Annotated in this window: 17 protein-coding genes; 10 read left to right on the top strand and 7 right to left on the bottom strand. The window is 45.9% G+C overall.

Annotated elements, in window-relative coordinates:
- The first annotated feature begins 263 nt into the window (after window positions 1–263).
- The gene (locus ATHL_RS06525; protein ID WP_062191097.1) at window positions 264–1,001 is read left to right on the top strand and encodes a tetratricopeptide repeat protein; all 738 of its coding nucleotides are present in this window, start codon (window positions 264–266) and stop codon (window positions 999–1,001) included.
- Here the strand turns inward: ATHL_RS06525 and ATHL_RS06520 are convergent.
- Entirely contained in the window at window positions 998–2,746 is a 1,749-nt protein-coding gene (locus ATHL_RS06520; RefSeq protein ID WP_062191094.1) for a universal stress protein, read from the bottom strand. The genes ATHL_RS06525 and ATHL_RS06520 overlap by 4 nt on opposite strands.
- A 172-nt stretch (window positions 2,747–2,918) precedes the next feature.
- On the opposite strand from ATHL_RS06520, the gene ATHL_RS06515 reads away from it, so the two are divergent.
- The 3 genes from ATHL_RS06515 (at window position 2,919) to tatC (ending at window position 5,559) form a co-directional block, all read left to right on the top strand.
- Complete coding sequence (locus ATHL_RS06515; RefSeq protein WP_062191091.1) at window positions 2,919–4,127, top strand: MFS transporter; 1,209 nt, start codon at window positions 2,919–2,921, stop codon at window positions 4,125–4,127.
- A 37-nt stretch (window positions 4,128–4,164) separates the two neighbouring features.
- Complete coding sequence (locus ATHL_RS06510) at window positions 4,165–4,734, top strand: protein-tyrosine phosphatase family protein (protein WP_062191088.1); 570 nt, start codon at window positions 4,165–4,167, stop codon at window positions 4,732–4,734.
- A gap of 87 nt (window positions 4,735–4,821) precedes the next feature.
- Window positions 4,822–5,559: a twin-arginine translocase subunit TatC gene (gene tatC / locus ATHL_RS06505; RefSeq protein WP_062191085.1), complete on the top strand. Its 738-nt coding sequence runs from the start codon at window positions 4,822–4,824 to the stop codon at window positions 5,557–5,559.
- A gap of 60 nt (window positions 5,560–5,619) precedes the next feature.
- On the opposite strand, the gene ATHL_RS06500 is transcribed toward tatC, so the two are convergent.
- A complete protein-coding gene (locus ATHL_RS06500; RefSeq protein WP_062191082.1) occupies window positions 5,620–6,162 on the bottom strand; it encodes a twin-arginine translocase TatA/TatE family subunit in 543 nt (180 codons plus the stop codon).
- A gap of 111 nt (window positions 6,163–6,273) precedes the next feature.
- Window positions 6,274–6,927 (bottom strand): hypothetical protein, encoded by a 654-nt coding sequence (locus ATHL_RS06495; protein ID WP_162787626.1) that lies wholly within the window; start codon window positions 6,925–6,927, stop codon window positions 6,274–6,276.
- 138 nt (window positions 6,928–7,065) lie between these two features.
- Between ATHL_RS06495 and ATHL_RS06490 the strand changes: the two genes are divergently transcribed.
- Genes ATHL_RS06490 through ATHL_RS06465 form a run of 6 tightly spaced genes read left to right on the top strand, consistent with a single transcriptional unit; the run spans window position 7,066 to window position 11,843 of the window.
- Window positions 7,066–7,626, top strand: a complete 561-nt coding sequence (locus tag ATHL_RS06490; protein ID WP_162787625.1) for a PadR family transcriptional regulator — start codon at window positions 7,066–7,068, stop codon at window positions 7,624–7,626.
- Window positions 7,623–8,447 (top strand): molybdate ABC transporter substrate-binding protein, encoded by an 825-nt coding sequence (gene modA / locus ATHL_RS06485; RefSeq protein ID WP_162787624.1) that lies wholly within the window; start codon window positions 7,623–7,625, stop codon window positions 8,445–8,447. The genes ATHL_RS06490 and modA overlap by 4 nt, the downstream gene beginning before the upstream one ends.
- A gap of 14 nt (window positions 8,448–8,461) precedes the next feature.
- The gene (modB, locus tag ATHL_RS06480) at window positions 8,462–9,103 is read left to right on the top strand and encodes a molybdate ABC transporter permease subunit (RefSeq protein ID WP_162787623.1); all 642 of its coding nucleotides are present in this window, start codon (window positions 8,462–8,464) and stop codon (window positions 9,101–9,103) included.
- A gap of 26 nt (window positions 9,104–9,129) precedes the next feature.
- Complete coding sequence (locus ATHL_RS06475) at window positions 9,130–9,906, top strand: DeoR/GlpR family DNA-binding transcription regulator (protein WP_062191070.1); 777 nt, start codon at window positions 9,130–9,132, stop codon at window positions 9,904–9,906.
- Between the two features lie 19 nt (window positions 9,907–9,925).
- Window positions 9,926–11,014, top strand: coding sequence for a DUF4432 family protein (locus ATHL_RS06470; RefSeq protein ID WP_062191067.1), 1,089 nt, complete (start codon window positions 9,926–9,928; stop codon window positions 11,012–11,014).
- A 4-nt stretch (window positions 11,015–11,018) separates the two neighbouring features.
- Window positions 11,019–11,843, top strand: a complete 825-nt coding sequence (locus ATHL_RS06465; RefSeq protein ID WP_062191063.1) for a class II aldolase/adducin family protein — start codon at window positions 11,019–11,021, stop codon at window positions 11,841–11,843.
- A gap of 31 nt (window positions 11,844–11,874) precedes the next feature.
- On the opposite strand, the gene ATHL_RS06460 is transcribed toward ATHL_RS06465, so the two are convergent.
- Genes ATHL_RS06460 through ATHL_RS06445 form a run of 4 tightly spaced genes read right to left on the bottom strand, consistent with a single transcriptional unit; the run spans window position 11,875 to window position 16,805 of the window.
- Window positions 11,875–13,140: a family 20 glycosylhydrolase gene (locus ATHL_RS06460; protein WP_062191060.1), complete on the bottom strand. Its 1,266-nt coding sequence runs from the start codon at window positions 13,138–13,140 to the stop codon at window positions 11,875–11,877.
- Between the two features lie 22 nt (window positions 13,141–13,162).
- The gene (locus ATHL_RS06455) at window positions 13,163–14,866 is read right to left on the bottom strand and encodes a glycoside hydrolase family 20 zincin-like fold domain-containing protein (RefSeq protein ID WP_062191057.1); all 1,704 of its coding nucleotides are present in this window, start codon (window positions 14,864–14,866) and stop codon (window positions 13,163–13,165) included.
- A 9-nt stretch (window positions 14,867–14,875) separates the two neighbouring features.
- Entirely contained in the window at window positions 14,876–15,394 is a 519-nt protein-coding gene (locus ATHL_RS06450; RefSeq protein WP_062191054.1) for a hypothetical protein, read from the bottom strand.
- Between the two features lie 16 nt (window positions 15,395–15,410).
- Window positions 15,411–16,805: a hypothetical protein gene (locus ATHL_RS06445; protein WP_062191051.1), complete on the bottom strand. Its 1,395-nt coding sequence runs from the start codon at window positions 16,803–16,805 to the stop codon at window positions 15,411–15,413.
- Window positions 16,806–16,917: the final 112 nt, after the last annotated feature.

The following is a 16,917-nucleotide window of genomic DNA, read 5'->3' as shown; positions in this document are numbered from 1 at the left end:
TGGCCCGTGGTTTGCACCTGGCTGACTTGATGGCGTAACCCTGGTAATTCGCCAGGGGGTAGCCCTCATTCCTGTTCCTTCACCAATGTTTTACCAATACTGGAACGATCACTGTTTTTTTATTTTTGTCGTGTTATCGAGTTTTGAGCAAGACTCGAAACGACCAGTGCCTGTGAAGGGAGGGGCAATTAAGGGTTACTTTTTATAACAGTTGACAGAAAGTAGAATGTCTCGATATACTCAAGTTTGAAAGGAAGTATGTGGTGTCATTTCAAAATCGCTCTTTAATTTATCCGGACTGGGATCTTGAGGCTATCGTCATGAATCTTTCGAGTGATCGTGACGATGATTTTGCTCATGCGGTAGATCTGATCCAGCAGGGCAACATGGAGGAAGCTGATACACTGGTTGAAGATGAGATCAGTCGGATTCCGTGGACTTTGATTTTAGCCGCTCATCTGGAATGGAATCGTGGAAACTTACAAGAAGCTGCCAAGTATCTGCGCGCAATTACCTTGATTGCACGTGAGTCTCTTATTGAACTTTGGGCATGGCACAATCTTCGACGATTAGGGAAGACTCCACCCCCATCTATTGCTAACAAAGTATTAGGAATTATCATTGAGGTTCCAATTGAAAATCAAACCTCAGATTTATTTGCCACCTATGCCGATGGAACTGCTCGTTACATTAACCATCAAGGAGGAACGATTCTCTGGGATACTTATGATGATACGATCACTCCCATGATTTTTGAGGGGATTCAAATGGCTCGACCTATGGGGCAACTGGAGCAATTTCATTCAGAAGAACCAGTTTCAGATGGTGAGGTGCGGTTGACAATTCTGACACCTGCGGGAATGTATATCTGGGAAGGAAGTCCGGAAGACGGCTCGGATGTTGCCCGTTTGTTTGTCAATCAGGCCTTCCTGTTAAAGGCATTAGTGCGATTAGTCTTGAATAGTAAAGGATATGGATCGCCTGATGATTTGTTAAGCTAGTGGCAAATTAAAACCGGATGCTTGGTTGACCATAAAACCCGGTCTACGGTACTGCCAAAAAGTAACTCGCGTATTAAATTTCCTTCATATCCTCCCATCACGATTAAAGCATTCGACTTATACCGTGTAAAGTCCAGAATGACCCTGGCTGGGTTTCCTCTCTGGTGAACAAACCTGGCAGAAGGAATATTGTGAGACTCAAGATAACCCCGGGCTTTTGCTTCAAGGGTATTGTCTCCCGGCCGGCCCCGATCCACAGTAATTACCTGTAAAGGAATCTGATGTTTTGAGGAAAAATAAGTAGCCAGGAAAAGGGCTTCGTCAGCTCTAGGTCCACCACCATAAGCCAGCACAATTTCCGAGAATTCCGGAATTCCTCCTGCTGGAAAAACTAATAAAGGGACCGGGCTAAGCCGAATTAATTGCCGAATTCCTGAGCGTAGCCTTGAGAACACCTTGAGAGGAGGTGGAAAGAGTAGGCGTAGAACCAGTAAATCGGCCCAGTGAGCACGATCGAGTATTACACGTGAGACTTCGCCGGTCTCGATGGTTAGATTTCCCTCGATATTTTTCTCTTCACATAGCTGTTGAAATTTTTCCTTTAATTTATGGATTTGATCGTGAGGAGGCGATTGCCTGACGGAGACTACATGGAGACCTCCCAAAAAAGATTTTTCAAGCGAGGCCACGAATAATGCCATTTCCATGGCTCTCCATGAGGCTTCATCCCCGGGTAAAGCAATCAGAATCGTGTTAAATAACGATGGATTCTTCGGATCGGTAACCCTCTGCTTCCGCCATTCACCAGGCGGAATACTTGGCTCCAGTTCATCTGGAGTTAATAAATCAACCAGATGACGAACGATTCGGCGAATCAGACGCTTCATCTTGGGGCTGAATCGATCCGATAAATCCTGGGCAGCGGTTATTAAATTGATTTTCCAACCCAGCTCGCTCTCCAGATAAGCTCGATGTTCTGTTATCCATAAGTAAAGGTCTGTCTCGGTTCTACCAGGAAAATACCGAAGGATATTTAGACTCCGGATGATTTTTACTACTGGCTGATAGACGGTGTCGTACCAGTGAACCACTGCCTCTTCGTACGGAACAGGTCGGTTTTCGTCAATCCCTTGAAAATACCGATGAACGGAAATGTGTTCCAAGAGTTTTTCGTATACCCCAGGTGCAGTTACTACAAGATTGGCTCCCGGGCGTAACTCATCAAGCCTGGTTTGTTTGAGGAATTCTGTATATTCAGCTTTCAGGATAATATCCTCAATTTGGTCCTCGGGAGTAAGGGGTACCCGAGTTTGCACCTTACGAACGTAGGCTTGAATATGGGTAGCCCCCAACTCGCGTGCAACTGAAGCGCGATGATGACCATCTAAAATAAAATAGGCATCTCCGACCTGATAGACTTCAATGGGGGGTAAACCCTCCAGGGTTTCGGCTGCAACCCGTACATTCGCCCAGCGATTGCCATCTGAAGGGTTCATGGGAAGAAGCGAACGCGTAAAGTCATTATATCGGCTGACGGTACCAATAATGGCATCCAGAGGAATCTCCTGTAATTCTCGATGTGCCTGTTCAATACCACCAAGCTTTGATCGAATCTCGTCATAGGGGAGCAAGGTCGGGGATTTTCCGCGAATCCGTGCTAAAACGGCTTCAAAAGTAGCTTTCCTTCGAGCATCGTAAAAGTCACTTAATGCATCATTATGTCTGAAGGAAGATGGTGAAACCATAGGATAAAATCCTTATCTGTTGAGTTTGATTATACAGGTAATAACCCTCAGAATAGGGATGGAATTTCCTCATTAAGAAAACCATAACATAGTGTTTATCAAGAGTATCGAGATATTCAAGACATATCTCAGGGTATAATTTTGTAACTTTTCAAATTCCAGGACTGATTCCATGAATGAACTCAAACCGAAAGCCCTTGAAACTCGCTCTGGCTTTATGATTATAAAAACATTGATTTATTATGCAGCCTTTATTGCACTTGGTTTAACCACAGCCTCTTTAGGGCCAACGCTCCCGGGACTTGCTGAAACTACCCGAACTGATATTTCTCGGATCAGTTTTTTATTCGTTATGCGGTCTCTCGGTTACTTGCTTGGTTCGATCAACGCTGGACGTCTGTATGATAAAAAGCCTGGAAACCCGGTGATGGGCCTGGCTTTGTTCCTGGCCGGTGCTCTCCTGATGGCTGTCCCTTTGATCCCTTACCTATGGCTTTTGGCAATTGTGATCCTTCTCGTTGGTTTTACGGAAGGAACGGTGGATGTCGGGGGAAACACCTTACTTGTCTGGTTGCATCAGGATCGAGTCGGCCCTTATATGAATGGGTTGCATTTTACTTTTGGGATTGGGGCTCTTCTCTCTCCGGTTATTGTTGCCCAGGCTATCTCACTTTCAGGGAGTTATCGATGGGCTTACTGGGTATTGGGATTAATAATGCTTCCTATTGCCGCATGGATTGTTCGAGTTCCCAGCCCTCAATTTCAAAAAGACGAGTCTCGTCCGTTGGAGAGTCGTACAAATACTTATCTATTGGCACTTTTGGTGATGTTCTTCTTCTTATATGTGGGTGCTGAGTCATCCTTTGGTGGTTGGGTTTATACATATACGATTAACATGGGCCTTGGCACAGAAACCTCCGCTGCATACCTCACCTCATTATTCTGGGGAGCCCTTACCATTGGCCGACTTCTAGCCATTCCTATTGCCTCTCGCCTTCGTCCAGGAGTCATGCTGGGTATTGACCTTGCTGGATGTTTACTTAGCCTCGGAATCATTAACCTGTTTTCGTATTCTCCAACTGCATTAATTATTGGAACGATAGGAACCGGGATTTTCATGGCCTCCATTTTCCCCACTTTGATTAATCTTGCCCAGCAAAAAATGCAAATTACCGGCAAAATAACAAGCTGGTTCTTTGTCGGGGCCAGTTCGGGAGGAATGTTTCTTCCATGGATCATAGGGCAGCTATTTATTCCTGTTGGGCCTCGAATTACGATGCTGGCCATTCTCATCAGTTTGCTGGTTTCAACGGTAATCTTTATTCTTGTCCTCCGCAACAATCGAAAAACTTCCTCCCGTAGTTTGAATCAACCGGGTTAAAACAATCCTTTTATGAGTGTAGGGAGGTAAGTGCTCGATGATAGATGCCATAAAGAAGGGTTGGAACATTCTTTGCCGCCGGATCAGGGATCAAGGAATTCGTACATCTTTACTCTGGCTTTATGCGCGCGGTGTGCCCCTGTTGACCGGGATACCCCTACTCCAATTCAGTCAGGTAACTTCGAGCATTTTTGTTGGGCCACAATACCGACATAATGGATTGAAATATCTCCAAAAACAGGGAATCCATGCGGTGGTAAACCTGAGGATTGAAAAAGATGATGCCAGGTTGGGTTTGGCTCCTCAATATTACTGTTACCTCCCAACCATTGATGATCAGGCCCCTTCGATGGAACAATTGTTTTCAGGGGTTGAGTTCATTCAAAGAATTATTGACGATGGCGGAAAAGTATATATTCACTGTGGAGCTGGTGTGGGGCGTGCCCCAACTATGGCCGCAGCTTATTTGATATCTACAGGATTAAGTTTAGTGGATGCTCTGGCTCTAATTAAAAAAGTCCGTCCCTTTATTTATATTACCCCTCCACAAATGGACACCCTTATCCGATTCGAGCAATATTACCTCCGTGGGTGTGGCAACTTATAATCTTCTTATTCTTCCCAATCCATGAACGATTGGATTACAATTGGTTCTCGCTAAACCTTTTTGAGCTCGTTTTAAGGGAAATTATCCATGGCAAACTCAAAGGAAATGGATATTTGGGAGCATGTCTCCGAATTGCGAACACGGCTTTTCTGGGCATTAATATCTCTTGTAGTTACAACCCTGATTAGCTTTATGTTTGCTCAAAATGCCATTGAGATCCTGGCCCGCCCAATTGGGGGACTGAAAAATATTGTTTCAATTGAAGTTACTGAAAATGTTGGAGTTTTTTTCCGGGTTTCCCTTTTAAGTGGTTTTATTCTCGCTTTACCTTTTATCTTGCTTCAAATTCTTTGGTTTGTTGCTCCAGGACTGTATCCGCACGAAAAAAGGATGCTCTATTTCTTTATTCCAATAGCGACTCTGTTATTTGTCAGTGGTGTGGCCTTTTCTTATTTTGTGATGCTTCCAGCTGCAATTCCATTTCTGGTGAGTGTTCTGGGTGTGCAGACACTTCCTCGATTATCCAATTACATTAATTTTGTAACCAATTTAATGTTTTGGATTGGAGTAAGCTTCGAGACTCCGCTGGTTGTTTTTTTGCTTGCAAAGTTGAATCTGGTCACAGCCCATAGCCTGTTAAAACAGTGGCGGTTCGCAATTGTCATCATTGCTATTGTTGCTGCAGTAGTGACCCCTACTCCTGATCCCGTGAACATGTCCATTCTGATGGTTCCCCTCTTCTTACTGTATTTACTGAGCTGTTTGTTTGCCTATGTTGCTAATCCCAAACAAAACCGGCGTAATCAAGAAAATCCTGATCAATAAATAAATAAAAGGTCCGGAAATTACTGACCGGACCTTTTCGTTTACTTATATACCTATAGCCTACTCTTCTTCCTCTTCGTCGTCCGCCGATGAATACTTATGGTAGGTTTGGGCTGGCGGGATGGGTGGAGAGCTTATTGTAGCTGGTTCTCCTCCATTATTTGAAGACGCCGATGTTACGGAGGAAACCGGACTGGTAATGGGGTGAGATTCTGAAGGCGGGCGGGGATCAATTCTTACTTCTACTTTCCCGGTTTCCTTAAGGGACTGTTCAATCTGTTGATTGGCTTCCTTAATCGATTTTTCGATTTCCTTGTTAGCTTCATCTACAGTAGTCTCGAGGTCCTTTGCCACCCCTGCGGTAGTCTTGCGGATTTCTTCCAGGTCTTCGTCCAGGCCCGTTTCTCGTACAATCTTGGTGGGGAGTTCACGGATTTCTTTGGAATATCCCATGATATCTCTCCATACCGGGGAGCGTACGAGGGCTCGAATCCATGAACCAATCTGGCGTGCGGTTCGTAACATTCCTTCTGGACCGAGAAGGATGAACATAATCAGAAGAATGAGTATCAGTTCTACGGGGCCGATATTGAAGATTTGCATAAAACGATACAGGTCCTTTGGGGTAAAGGTTATCGTTCGGGTTAATCATACGTTCATTAACACGTTTGCATTATACCCGATGAATTTGAGAAAAAGATGAGACTAGCCTCTCTACCCGCGGAAAGATCGATAGAAAATCCATGCTCCGGCGATGATGAGAATTACCCCGACAAGCCAATTGATAGATTGACCGGCACCGATCAAGAAAAACAATCCTAAAATTGCCAAAACTGCGGCCGGGATCAATGGCCAACGGCTTCCCTGTACGGGGGATGGAAGCCAGTTCAGCAACAGGAAAGTTAATCCCATCCCGAAGAAGAGTATGGCGACGGATAATTCACTTTGCAGCCCAGATACAGCAGCTGAAATTAAAGCTGCCACCGAGAGGAGAACTCCCGCTGGAATCACTGCCCACCAGTTTTCTCTACGGCTGAGAAATACCCCCCAGAAACTCAAAGACAGGAGACCGATGAAAATAGCTCCGGCCCACTGTTCCAGTGGCCGAGGAAGCAATCCCCCTATGAGAATAGCTAACGCTACTAAAGTCAGGCCAGGTATAATTGCCCACCAGTTTGCCCGATCGGTAAAGAATAATACCAGGAAAGCGATTCCGCCCAATCCAAACAACATCATCCAGATTAAATTAGGGCCTGAAATCACCAGGGGTAGGGTTAATATACCTAAATTGGCAAACAGGGCGACTGCTCCCATTAGAATCAATAGAAGAGCAATTATTATTCTTCCTGACCGTTGTCTGTGATCCATTTTTTCCTTCCTTTCATCAACCGATTCGTTTTATTCATTGTATCTCGAATGCTGATCGAAATGCTTTATAAAACGTGTGAAGTTTCTAAATGAGGGGTATACTTGTATGTATACTCATCCAGTGAGTACAGCATTATTATGCAATCTTTTTCCCCATCTATCGGCGGCTTATCTCCCAGATATGTAATCATGGGCTTCCTTTACTTTCACCCGATGCATGGGTATGACCTTCATAAATGTCTTTCTTCTGATCTGCATGAAGTCTGGCATGTAAGCCAGAGCCAGGTGTATAGCGTATTGAAAAACTTAAACCGATATGGTTTGATTATTTCAACCCATCTGAATGAGGGGAAAAAACGAGGCCGAGATCTTTATTCTTTAACGGATCAGGGAAGAAGCGAATTTATTACCTGGCTTTACCAGCCTACACCGGTAAGTGTGCGGTCAATACGGGTTGAATTCATCAGCCGAATGTATTTTGCGAGCCAGTTAAGTGGAGAATTGTGTGATCAATTAATCAAGGAGCAAGTCGGGTGTATCAGAGCAGCGATCACCGAGTTGAAATCCAGGTATCAAAGGATACCTCCAACCCAGCTTTTTAACCAAATGGGTCTGGAATTGAGAATACGTCAACTCAATGGTGTACTGGATTGGATTGAACATATTTGGCCTTCTGTACTGGAATTGGAGAGCATGTGATTTTCACTCGTGTGATACGGCTAGCGATTATCCTGTCGATTTTTATTGTGGGTTGCCAGGTTAACCCCCAAAAAGCCACTCCTCAGGTGAAGGATGAGGTGATTACTGTTGCGGCGGCGGCAGATTTGCAATTTGCCTTTACAGAAATAGCGCATTTATACGAAGAAAATACCGGCGTAAAAGTGACACTGGTGTTCGGATCCACGGGGCAACTGGTGCAGCAAATTGAAAATGGCGCCCCTTTTGATTTAATCGCCGCCGCAAATACCTCTTATATTGATCGATTAAATAGATCCGGATTGGTGATTCCTGAAAGTCAAGCTCTCTATGCACGAGGGCGTCTCGTACTCGCGGTCAACCGTGAGTCTGGTGTTAATGCAACCACCCTGCAAGACCTCCTTTCTCCTCAAATCCATCATATAACGATCGCGAATCCAGAACATGCTCCTTACGGGACTGCGGCAATGCAAGCCCTGCAGACCCTTGGCCTTTGGGAGTCGCTTCAGCCGAAACTGGTTTACGCTGAAAATGTACGCCAGGCGCTCCAGTATGTGCAAACCGGAGATGCTGAGGTGGGGATCGTCTCGCTTTCGGTGGCGAATGTTCCGGAAATAACCTGGACCCTGATTGATGATTCGCTTCATACGCCGCTTGATCAGGCACTTGCGGTTCTGATTAACTGCAAAAATCCGCAACTGGCGAATAATTTTATCGCTTTTATCAATGGAGTGGATGGACGCCCTGTTATGCGTAAATATGGTTTCCTTCTCCCGGATGAGATTCAACTTGTATCGGGAAGTCAACCAACTGTTGAACCATGAACTCAACACCGTTGATGATTTCACTTCAAGTTTCTGCGTATGCCAGCGGGATTGCACTGGTTATCGGGGTCGCTATTGCCTGGTTGCTTGAGAAAAGTAAATTTCGACTCAAATGGCTGATAGAAGGTGTAACCCTTCTGGCCCTGGTCTTCCCTCCCACAGTCCTTGGGTATTATCTTTTGCTTTTATTCGGACGTCAGGGGTTGGGTCTATATTTAGAACGTATTGGCCTGCGAATTGTTTTTGCTCTTCCGGGAGCCGTTCTTGCTGCGACAATCGCTGCTATTCCACTGGTTGTGCAACTTGTTCGCACCAGCTTTGCAGAAGTTAGCCAGGAAATTGAAGATGCCGGACGAGTTGATGGATGTTCTCGATCCCAATTGTTCTGGTATATCGATCTGGGAATTGCCTGGAGAGGTGTTGTGGCTGGCGGGATGCTCGGGTTTCTCCGCGCGATAGGAGATTTCGGTACCACCCTGATGGTAGCCGGGAATATCCCCGGTCGTACCCAGACCCTTTCCATGGCGTTGTACGATGCAGTTCAGTCCAATGACACAGCCAGAGCCAATGAGTTGGTTTTGATATTATCTGCCATCGCTTTTGGGGTTTTATTTGTTGCGATCGTCCTGTCTCGGTCAATTTACAGGACGCGGTAGTAAATCATGATAATATATTGAGTTATATGAAAACGAGGCTTTATCCCGAGGAACGTCATCGAATTATTCTTGCTGCATTAGAACGAGAGGGAAGAATTTCGGTTGAAGATCTTAGCCGATCTCTGGGAATTTCACAGGTTACTATTCGAAACGATCTGCAATATCTTGCGTCTAAAAATCAGTTAACCCGAACCCATGGTGGGGCAATACCTGTCCTATCCTCGAATCATACCGATTTAAGCTTTGATATTCGGCTCGGGCAACACTCGCCGGAAAAGGAACGTATTGGCCGGGTAGCTGCAGGCTTGGTAAAAGATGGGGATGTCATAGCACTGGATGCGTCAACAACGGCCCTATCTATTGCCCGTAATCTTCACCATGTGGCTGATTTGACAGTTATTACCAACGGCCTCGCTATTGTTAACCATTTCCTTGAGGTGCCAGGGGTGACTGTGATCCAAACAGGTGGTTTCCTTCGGCGCGAAGCATTATCCTTTGTGGGGTTGCCGTTCCGGAGGATGCTTGAAGGTTTTCATATTAACAAGGCATTTATCTCTGCTCGAGGATTAACGCTGGATGAAGGACTTGCCGAATTGAATGAACAAGAGGGGATGGTCAAGCGTGAATTGATTCGTTACAGCAAGCAGGTAATAGCTGTTATGGATAGTAGCAAGATCGGTTTGGCAGGGCTTTATCCATTCGCTGACATTCATTCGATTCACCTTCTGATTACGGACTCAAGAATCTCATCTGAATTTCAGGATCAATTTCAACAAGTTGGATTGCAGATCATCATTGCATGAACGCAGGAGGTAACTGAATATGGAAACGGTGATTCATTTGACCAAAGAGATGTTTCAACCTGTGGAACACTTACTACTGCGGGTGGGCGAATTTTCTGTAAAAACTTTTCAGTTTCAGACCGGAGTCTCTGGTTTGAAAATCCAAAATAGCCGGGGCGAAATTGTTCTTTTGCCTTTCCAGGGACAACAAATCTGGTCTGCAATTTTTGACGGGCGTAACCTCACCATGCGTTCTATGTTTCCCCAGCCACGACCGACCCGGGTATATTTAGAAACCTACGGGGCCTTTTTCATTCATTGTGGCTTCACTGCCATGGGAGTGCCCTCAGCAGAAGACACTCATCCATTGCACGGTGAGTTGCCGAATGCACCGTATGATTCCGCCAGTCTGATCATTGGTAATCATTCAAAAGGTGAATATATTGGATTAAGAGGGGAATATACCCATACGGTTGCATTTAATACCAACTATAAAGCTGAACCGGAGGTACGGCTATATGCTGGATCAGCTTTGTTGGATGTATCAATGACTGTTACCAACCTAAAAGCTACTTCTATGGAATATATGTATCTGGCGCACGTAAATTTTCGTCCAGTGGATTATGGAAAGCTATACTACACTGCAGTCGCCACTCCACAGCATGTACGTGTGAGAAAAAGTATTCCTTCTCATATAAAGCCCAAACCCGGATACCGCGAATTTTTGGAGGAATTGTCCAGGGATCCAACGATTCATCACGAATTGAAACCGGGTTTATTATTCGATCCTGAGGTTGTTTTTATCATCGATTATCTGGCCGATGAAACTGGCTGGGCACACAGTATGCAATTGCACCCCGATGGCACGGCTGATTATATTCGGCACCGCCCTGACCAATTAAGCAAAGGAGTTCGATGGATTTGCCGGACGCCAGACCAGGATGCACTGGGGATAAACCTTCCTGCTACCGCAGAGCCTGAGGGGTATACAGCCGAAAAAGCGAAAGGGAATGTGCGCACTCTGGAAGCTGGAGAAAAGTTCCATTTTGATCTGGAAATCGGCCTGTTGCGCCCGGTAGAAGCCCATGCCATGGCGATAAACATCCAGAAAGTGATTGGAAAGGAATAGGGAAATGGCTCTTGAGGCACCTTTTCCTGATTTAGACGAGCTGGTAACAGCTATCGGGGATGCCGGCGCCCGTTTGTCTGATATTGGGGCGACGGAAGGCGCTGCTGGAAATATCTCAATTTGCCTTGGATGGCCATTAGATGTACGGCGTAAGTTTCCTCTGGAAGAACAGATCGAGTTACCTCAGCCGGTGCCCGGCCTGGCTGGTTGTACCCTTCTGGTTACCGGGTCTGGGCGACGATTACGCGAGATCCGTATGGACCCAATTGCTAACCTGGGGGTATTAAAAGTCGAGTCGGGTGGGAAAACGGCCATTCTTTATACTTCTCCACGTCGGCTTTTCACCCGCCTTACTTCCGAATTAAATTCACATCTAGCCATCCATGAAGACCAGTTTCTAAATTCGGGCACAAACTTCAATACCTTTGTTCATGCTCAACCCCTTTATTTAACCTATCTCAGTCATATCAAAATCTACCAGGATTTTTACTACCTGAATCGACACCTGCTCCGCTGGCAACCGGAAGCCATCGTTAATTTGCCAGAGGGTATTGGCGTGGTTCCTTTTCTTGTTCCGGGTTCCAACGATCTGATGACTCACACTAAAGAAATGCTTCGTCACCACAGGCTGGTAGTATGGTCGAAACACGGGGTTGTGTCTCGCTCTGACCAATCCGTGAAACGCGCGACTGACCGAATTGAATATGCTGAGACCGCCGCCCATTATGAATATATGGACCTGGTTAATCATTCTACCGCTCAAGGGCTTACTGAAGATGAGATTCGCCAGATTTGCATCAATCTCGGGATAAATCAAACCATTTTTTAGCAAGGGAGGGGGTTGCCCCCCTCCCAAATGATTATAGATATTCTTTTCGGAGCTTTTCCAGCCTCCCGATACTATCCGTCAGGCCACCTGGCCGGTTACGCTGCAGCCAAATAAAACGATAAAGCGATAAAATTTCCTGAAGGTGAGCTTCGAGAGCCTGTTTTGATGGGGCATCAGGATGATCTGCTGCATGAAGACCGCGCCAGCAGGCATGCCGAAGCATATTGGCTGTGAGTTGAATTTCTTCACGGATCAGAGGAGCATCCTTCCTTTCCATTTTTTCATTTTTCAAACTCTCAATAATGGCTTGGATTTCTTCTACACATTGGTAGAGCAGGTGAGGATTAAGTGCGGGATGACTTTTAATTTCCGATAGAGGCATTTGCATTAATCCAAACAGAGCACTGGCATTGGCTGGCTCATAACCAGCCTTGCGATAAAGATTCCCCAATTCGAACATCACGGATCCCATTGTTCCTGTGGAGTCATCGAATGCAAACAGACTTATGGCCTCTTTAACAGGAATGGATTCGGATGAATGGATGTTCCATGAATTGGCTGCTCCCATTGCCAAACCCAGAAAACTAACCGGTAAAACCTGCCAGTGACCGTTGTCTCCCCAGTCGGTATTAAGAACCCCCTTTGCTCCATGTTTCAAGCCGTTTCGTGTAGCATTCGAGAGATTGGCGAGACAGTTATCAGTTCGACCAGCTATCGAGTTCCAGGATGATGTCCCCGGGCATACATAAAAAGGCACTCCTGAAGCAGCAAAAAGTTCTCCGTGTTCATCGAAAGGATGGTCGGCTTCGTAACCCCATTCGAGTGCAATTACATCTTCAGGGAGTTGCTTCACCAGATCGGGATGTTGAATGATGATATCTCCCCAGAATTGCATTATTTTCCCGCGAGTTTTTAGCTCGTTATAAATTTTCAGGAGGTAATCCAGGTATACCTGGCCTACGCCTTTTTCCTGGCAAATTTGTTTACTTTTTCCGGCGCCCAGATCGAAGGTTTCATCGCACCCAACATTGACCATTGGGCTGGTGAAATGGGGGAGTAGTTCATCGTACAGACTACGGATCAGCTCGAATGAGCCTGGCTCGACAGGAGAAAGGCTGAAAGGCCCTTGCATGACCCCCCAGGGCACTTCAAATTCGCCGTGAATCTCGGCAAGATGGGCATATCGAGGGTGTTTTAACCATCGTTCCATATGCCCGAAAGAGTTCTGGTTTGCTACCAACTCGATGAAGCGCTCCTGGCAATACTGGTCAAGAAGGAGGATTTCTTCCCCTTTCATTGGAGAGGCGTTTTCCCATACTTCAGGGTGATTGCGGTAAGCAAAGGTATGCTCGGTATAAAGTTGGAGCTGATTTATTGGCTGTGAGTTGAATTTCTTCACGGATCAGAGGAGCATCCTTCCTTTCCATTTTTTCATTTTTCAAACTCTCAATAATGGCTTGGATTTCTTCTACACATTGGTAGAGCAGGTGAGGATTAAGTGCGGGATGACTTTTAATTTCCGATAGAGGCATTTGCATTAATCCAAACAGAGCACTGGCATTGGCTGGCTCATAACCAGCCTTGCGATAAAGATTCCCCAATTCGAACATCACGGATCCCATTGTTCCTGTGGAGTCATCGAATGCAAACAGACTTATGGCCTCTTTAACAGGAATGGATTCGGATGAATGGATGTTCCATGAATTGGCTGCTCCCATTGCCAAACCCAGAAAACTAACCGGTAAAACCTGCCAGTGACCGTTGTCTCCCCAGTCGGTATTAAGAACCCCCTTTGCTCCATGTTTCAAGCCGTTTCGTGTAGCATTCGAGAGATTGGCGAGACAGTTATCAGTTCGACCAGCTATCGAGTTCCAGGATGATGTCCCCGGGCATACATAAAAAGGCACTCCTGAAGCAGCAAAAAGTTCTCCGTGTTCATCGAAAGGATGGTCGGCTTCGTAACCCCATTCGAGTGCAATTACATCTTCAGGGAGTTGCTTCACCAGATCGGGATGTTGAATGATGATATCTCCCCAGAATTGCATTATTTTCCCGCGAGTTTTTAGCTCGTTATAAATTTTCAGGAGGTAATCCAGGTATACCTGGCCTACGCCTTTTTCCTGGCAAATTTGTTTACTTTTTCCGGCGCCCAGATCGAAGGTTTCATCGCACCCAACATTGACCATTGGGCTGGTGAAATGGGGGAGTAGTTCATCGTACAGACTACGGATCAGCTCGAATGAGCCTGGCTCGACAGGAGAAAGGCTGAAAGGCCCTTGCATGACCCCCCAGGGCACTTCAAATTCGCCGTGAATCTCGGCAAGATGGGCATATCGAGGGTGTTTTAACCATCGTTCCATATGCCCGAAAGAGTTCTGGTTTGCTACCAACTCGATGAAGCGCTCCTGGCAATACTGGTCAAGAAGGAGGATTTCTTCCCCTTTCATTGGAGAGGCGTTTTCCCATACTTCAGGGTGATTGCGGTAAGCAAAGGTATGCTCGGTATAAAGTTGGAGCTGATTTATTTTCCATGTCGCCAACCGGTCAACCAACTCATAAAGAGTCTCCATTTTATAAACTTTATCCCGACTAATATCCAGCATGACTCCGCGAACGGGATAATCGGGCCAGTCGACCATTTCAAGGCAGGGCCAGGTAGCCCCTTCTTGTTGAAGTAGCTGAAGAAGGGTGGTTATTGCATAGAAAACCCCAGCAGGGTCATGACCAATGATCAACACCTTCTCCGGCGATATATCAATTTGGTACCCCTGAGGGTAAGGAATTAAATGCGGGTTTATCTGTAAGACGATCGAAGCGAGATGGTCAGGAATTCGGCCAGCAACGATTTCCCACTGGAGACTTTCTCGCTGCAAAAGTTTCTCCTTGAAAAGGAGAGCTGCTTTTTTAATCTCAACGGGTTTATCGTGATCAAGCCAGATCAATCCGTTAGACTGAAGGTGAAATTTACCGCTACGATAAGTTACTTTCTTGGGTAACGGTAGAAAAATCGGCAGGGTTTCCATAATCACTCCTTATCCAATTTGGCGGCGGGGCTTCCATGATTCGATCAGGAAGATGATCCCCGCCAGGATTAATAAAACCGGCCAGTATTTGGCTAAAATTCCCTGGCTACCGCGGAAAGCCAGCCAGAAAATCGAGAACACAATCAGATTCGCTACAGCCAGCCAGAAACCTACTCTGAGGACGTTCCAGTGTTTGTCTATCAATGCGGACACTATTAGACCAATGCCCACTGAGGCAGGGATCAAGAGCCAGATGAATGACCAGGATTCCCAGTCACCGGTTGTTGTTTGGTAATATAAAATTCCGCCAATTGTTGTGATGATACAACCCGGTACTGCCAACCCTCCAGTGCCTGCCAAGAGAGCCACCAAAATGAAGATTCCCCCGACTGTGATGATATAGTAGGGCCATACCCAGTCTCTGGGAAGCCATTGAAAATATTGAGGAAAGTATTGATGGGCAATCCATGCCACTCCTGCAAGCACCAGTAGAAAACCAACGACCATCGATCCGCGTTTTCTTTTCATTACCCCTCCGAAATTTTTAATCTGAAAGCAACTCCATTTCAATAGCCAGAAGATCAAACAATGCTCGAATTTCGGTTAAATGACTTCCATAAATCATGGTCCAGAAACGACTTCCACCGGTCGTTGAAATCCGATCGAGAAGTTTATCTATGTTGCAATCCAAACGTACAACGGCATGAGGGATTCCCTCTACCCATGGCACACTTTCAAGGCAAACCCCTGATAAGCCGATGGCACGGAATTTATCTCTGGCTTTTTGAATTTGAAGGAGGGTTACTCTTCCGGGTCGAGTGATAAATTCGATCTGTGCTCCTCCATCAGGGTCACCCCGCTGACATTCATAGTCTCCCAAAATGAGCAACTCTTCGTCAGATATGCCGAACGGTGATTGCGCTCCTCCACTTCCCCCAACGACAATGTTTTTAGCCTGATCATAAAACCACATCTCCATAAGAAAACAGGGCTGGCCACAGCCAATGAGGTCGAGAATAACACTGGCGGCTATGGCATCAGGGTCAGTAGATGGGATTAAAAAAGGCTCAGGTCGAAGGAATCTGGCTGGGGGTAAGCCAGCGCAAATGCCGAATTGTTGCCGGAATACAGGGTCGTGTCTGGGAATTGCCAGAAAATCCAAGTTCATTGTATCAGCCAGACAAGCCAATCCCACTTGAATTCTGGCTGCCTTTCTCAAGGTATCTACTGTAATCATCGATTCGACCGAAATTTTTTGGAGGTCCTCAAGATAACGATTTACCTGTTCTTCTGTAATCTTCAAGAGTGTTTCTGAAAGCAAAGAAAAAGGAACGAAGATTGGTTGTATACCAAGGATCAAACCGGTTTGATCTTCCAGGTTATAATCCCGGGCTATTTCGGGTGTGAGGATTCCCAGCTTGATTCGATGTATATCGCAGGAAATCTGTGCAGCATGAGAGAAGGTTTTTATTGCCTGAATCACATGGGGGTCGTCTACAGACCCGAACACCGCAAAGTGGGGTACCCCCATTTCACGGAGATGGGCCAGAGAAAACGCCATGTTGGAAAAGCTAGCCCCTTTGACCAGCATCTCATAGGTTATCGGGCGTGGAACTTTTCTCCAGGGAAGATAACACCAGACGATCAAAGGTCGGTTGCCAACCCCAAGCAAGACCTTTTCGAGGAAGGTATGATCTATCCTGGTCTGGTAGACCAGGATAATTAAATCTGTATCCAAAGAACGCAGTTCGACCGAAACGGCTTCGGCTGTTTGAGGAGTTGATATAGACCTGACACATAGAATGTCGAGAAAGGAGGTTAACTGTAATACAACCCGATCAGCATCTTCATTGAGCTCGATCAATGCCTCTTCGTTCTTGGTGGATTCAAACCAGTCTGTTCTTTGGAGCAGAAGAACTGCAGAGGTCTTTCTAATCATCCTATTCTCCAGAATCAATCAGCGATCGGTTTCAAATCTGTCAGATATCCTTCATTGTACAACAGGTTGAGGCAGAAAACTTTTTGGTATACTGAAACGTAATTTAGAATTC

The sequence above is a fragment of the Anaerolinea thermolimosa genome (genome assembly GCF_001050195.2).
GTDB lineage: Bacteria > Chloroflexota > Anaerolineae > Anaerolineales > Anaerolineaceae > Anaerolinea > Anaerolinea thermolimosa.
Note: the sequence above shows the minus strand (reverse complement) of the source record. Positions and strands in the feature narration are given on the sequence as shown.

What these genes read in the sequence shown, in the direction of transcription:
- ATHL_RS06460 (WP_062191060.1), bottom strand. Translation starts at nt 13,140, where the DNA reads ATGAAAGGGGAAGAAATCCTCCTTCTTGACCAGTATTGCCAGGAGCGC.
- ATHL_RS06500 (WP_062191082.1), bottom strand. Translation starts at nt 6,162, where the DNA reads ATGCAAATCTTCAATATCGGCCCCGTAGAACTGATACTCATTCTTCTG.
- ATHL_RS06465 (WP_062191063.1), top strand. Translation starts at nt 11,019, where the DNA reads ATGGCTCTTGAGGCACCTTTTCCTGATTTAGACGAGCTGGTAACAGCT.
- ATHL_RS06510 (WP_062191088.1), top strand. Translation starts at nt 4,165, where the DNA reads ATGATAGATGCCATAAAGAAGGGTTGGAACATTCTTTGCCGCCGGATC.
- ATHL_RS06495 (WP_162787626.1), bottom strand. Translation starts at nt 6,927, where the DNA reads ATGGATCACAGACAACGGTCAGGAAGAATAATAATTGCTCTTCTATTG.
- ATHL_RS06445 (WP_062191051.1), bottom strand. Translation starts at nt 16,805, where the DNA reads ATGATTAGAAAGACCTCTGCAGTTCTTCTGCTCCAAAGAACAGACTGG.
- ATHL_RS06520 (WP_062191094.1), bottom strand. Translation starts at nt 2,746, where the DNA reads ATGGTTTCACCATCTTCCTTCAGACATAATGATGCATTAAGTGACTTT.
- ATHL_RS06515 (WP_062191091.1), top strand. Translation starts at nt 2,919, where the DNA reads ATGAATGAACTCAAACCGAAAGCCCTTGAAACTCGCTCTGGCTTTATG.
- modB (WP_162787623.1), top strand. Translation starts at nt 8,462, where the DNA reads ATGATTTCACTTCAAGTTTCTGCGTATGCCAGCGGGATTGCACTGGTT.
- tatC (WP_062191085.1), top strand. Translation starts at nt 4,822, where the DNA reads ATGGCAAACTCAAAGGAAATGGATATTTGGGAGCATGTCTCCGAATTG.
- ATHL_RS06475 (WP_062191070.1), top strand. Translation starts at nt 9,130, where the DNA reads ATGAAAACGAGGCTTTATCCCGAGGAACGTCATCGAATTATTCTTGCT.
- ATHL_RS06450 (WP_062191054.1), bottom strand. Translation starts at nt 15,394, where the DNA reads ATGAAAAGAAAACGCGGATCGATGGTCGTTGGTTTTCTACTGGTGCTT.
- ATHL_RS06455 (WP_062191057.1), bottom strand. Translation starts at nt 14,866, where the DNA reads ATGGAAACCCTGCCGATTTTTCTACCGTTACCCAAGAAAGTAACTTAT.
- ATHL_RS06490 (WP_162787625.1), top strand. Translation starts at nt 7,066, where the DNA reads ATGCAATCTTTTTCCCCATCTATCGGCGGCTTATCTCCCAGATATGTA.
- ATHL_RS06470 (WP_062191067.1), top strand. Translation starts at nt 9,926, where the DNA reads ATGGAAACGGTGATTCATTTGACCAAAGAGATGTTTCAACCTGTGGAA.